This window comes from Mycobacterium sp., assembly GCF_019243155.1.
In the GTDB taxonomy this organism is placed as follows: domain Bacteria; phylum Actinomycetota; class Actinomycetes; order Mycobacteriales; family Mycobacteriaceae; genus Mycobacterium.
In genome coordinates, this window is the sequence record NZ_JAFAUS010000120.1 from 1 (window position 1) to 2,200 (window position 2,200).

General features: G+C 69.7%; 2 protein-coding genes and 1 pseudogene. 2 read left to right on the top strand and 1 reads right to left on the bottom strand.

Features of this window, described 5'->3' with window-relative positions:
• Together JOZ00_RS05965 and JOZ00_RS05970 are read left to right on the top strand one after the other, a co-directional pair.
• Window positions 1–466, top strand: a 466-nt coding sequence (locus JOZ00_RS05965; protein WP_293341116.1) for a CPBP family intramembrane glutamic endopeptidase, incomplete at its 5' end; no start/stop codon positions are given.
• A gap of 68 nt (window positions 467–534) precedes the next feature.
• Window positions 535–1,728: an IS30 family transposase gene (locus JOZ00_RS05970; RefSeq protein WP_293341119.1), complete on the top strand. Its 1,194-nt coding sequence runs from the start codon at window positions 535–537 to the stop codon at window positions 1,726–1,728.
• A gap of 42 nt (window positions 1,729–1,770) precedes the next feature.
• Here the strand turns inward: JOZ00_RS05970 and JOZ00_RS05975 are convergent.
• Window positions 1,771–2,200: pseudogene (locus JOZ00_RS05975) on the bottom strand (NADH-binding protein); the annotation flags it as partial.

Genomic DNA, 2,200 nt, shown 5'->3' on the forward strand with positions numbered 1-2,200 from the left:
TCGCACGCTGCGGGGCGAGGAGCCGGGGCCACGGCCCTGGGTGACGCCGCTGGTGTACGGCGCACTTCTCGCCGGGCTCTTCGTCGTGGGGGCCCTCGTGGTCCGCCAGGTGCCCCGGCTCGACGAGCAGGTGCGGCACGTGCTCGACCACGCCGATCGTGGCTCGCTGCCGTTGCTGGTGCTGGTGACGGCAGTGAACGGCATCGCCGAGGAGCTGTTCTTCCGCGGTGCCCTCTATGCGGCCACGCCGCACCACCCGGTGACGGTGACCACCGCGGCGTACGTCGCGGCGACGCTCGCCACCGGCAACCCGATGCTCGTCTTCGCCGCCGTCCTCCTCGGGACCCTGGTCGGCCTCGAGCGCCGTGCCACCGGAGGCATCCAGGCCCCGATCATCACCCACGTCGTCTGGTCGCTGGCGATGCTCCTCGCCCTGCCGCTGCTGTTCGGAACGGGTAGTCCCTGACGTTTGGCACGGTTTCGCCCGCTTGGGTTCATGCGGTGAGCGCAACACGCGTTCATGTGGGGGTTGTTATGCGTGTTGGTCGTCCGCGGGTCCGGCGGTCGTTGGAGCGCCGGTTTTGGGAGGAGGTGCCGTGGTGGTCTTCCTGGGAGGCTGCCGGTGTCGCGGTGGGTGTGTCGCACCGGGTGGCGCTGCGGTGGGTGGCTGAGTCTGGCGGGGTGAAGCCGAGGCTGTGTGAGCCGTCGCGACGGTTGTCGTATCGGGAGCGGTGTCGGATCGAGGACTTGTTGGATGTGGGCTGGTCCCAGGCGGCGATCGCGCGGGATCTGGGGCGTCATCGCAGCACGGTGAGCCGGGAGATCGCCCGGAACCGGGCGGTGCGGGGGCGTCGGCGGTATGGCGCTGAGAATGCTCAGTCGAGGGCCGATGAGTCGGCTCGCCGTCCCAAGCCGGCCAAGCTGGCCACCCGCGTGCGGCTGCGGCGTCAGGTGCAGGATCGTCTGGTGGTGGGCCACAGCCCTGAGCAGATCGCCCGGCGGCTGCGCGAGGAGTTCCCCGACGATCCGGAGATGTGGGTGTCGCACGAGACGATCTACCAGTCGCTGTACGTCCAGGCCCGCGGCGGGTTGAAGCGGGAGCTGACCCGGCACCTGCGCACCGGCCGGTCCCTGCGCAAGCCGCAGCGCCGGGCCCAGGAGCGTCGCGGCCGGCTCAAGGGCATGGTGATGATCAGCGAACGGCCCCCCGAGGTCGAAGACCGCGCCGTTCCCGGGCACTGGGAGGGCGACCTGATCCTCGGGTCGACCGCATCCGGGTCCGCCGTGGGCACCCTGGTCGAACGGGCCACCCGCTACGTGCTCCTGCTACACCTGCCCGGCGGCCACACCGCCGACATCGTCCAAGAGGCCATGGTGGCCAAGATGGCCACCCTGCCCGAACAGCTGAAGCTGTCGCTGACCTGGGACCAAGGTGTCGAGATGACCAACCACGTCCAGATCGCCGAGGCCACCGGCTTGTCGATCTACTTCTGCGACCCCCACTCACCCTGGCAGCGCGGCAGCAACGAGAACACCAACGGACTGCTCCGCCAATACCTGCCCAAGAGCACCGACCTGTCCTTCTACGGCCCCGCACTCCTCGACAACATCGCCGCCCAGCTCAACAGCCGACCCCGCAAAACCCTCAACTGGCGCACCCCCGCCGAGATGCTCACCGCCGTACTGTCAGGACAGTCAGATCCACCCGATGTTGCGATCACCAGCTGAATCCACCGGCCAGAAGCGGTGCCAAACGTCAGGGACTACCCGTCAGCGGGCGCCGGGGGTGTCCTCGAGAGCGCGGCGGACCGCTTCGGCGTAGGGGAGGGGTCGACCGGGGACGATCTCCTCGATGGAGCGGTCGGTGACGACGACCTCGACACTCATCGAGTCGACCAGGTTGCGGGCGGTGGTGGTGTCGACGTCGGTGACCAGCGCCAGCCAGGCAGACGACAGCCGCGGGGTGAGCACGGGTACCTGCAGGATCGGCACCCGCCGACCGGAGGCCACCTCCGAGGCCACCTCCAGCATCTCCAGATAGGTCAGCTGGTCGGGCCCGCCGATCTCGAAGACGCGGCCGAGTGCCGCCGGCTCGTCGGCGACGCCGACCAGGTAGCGGATGACGTCGTCGCCCGCGACCGGCTGCGTGCGCGTCGCCACCCACCGCGGTACCACCATCGCCGGCAGGTTCTTCACCAGC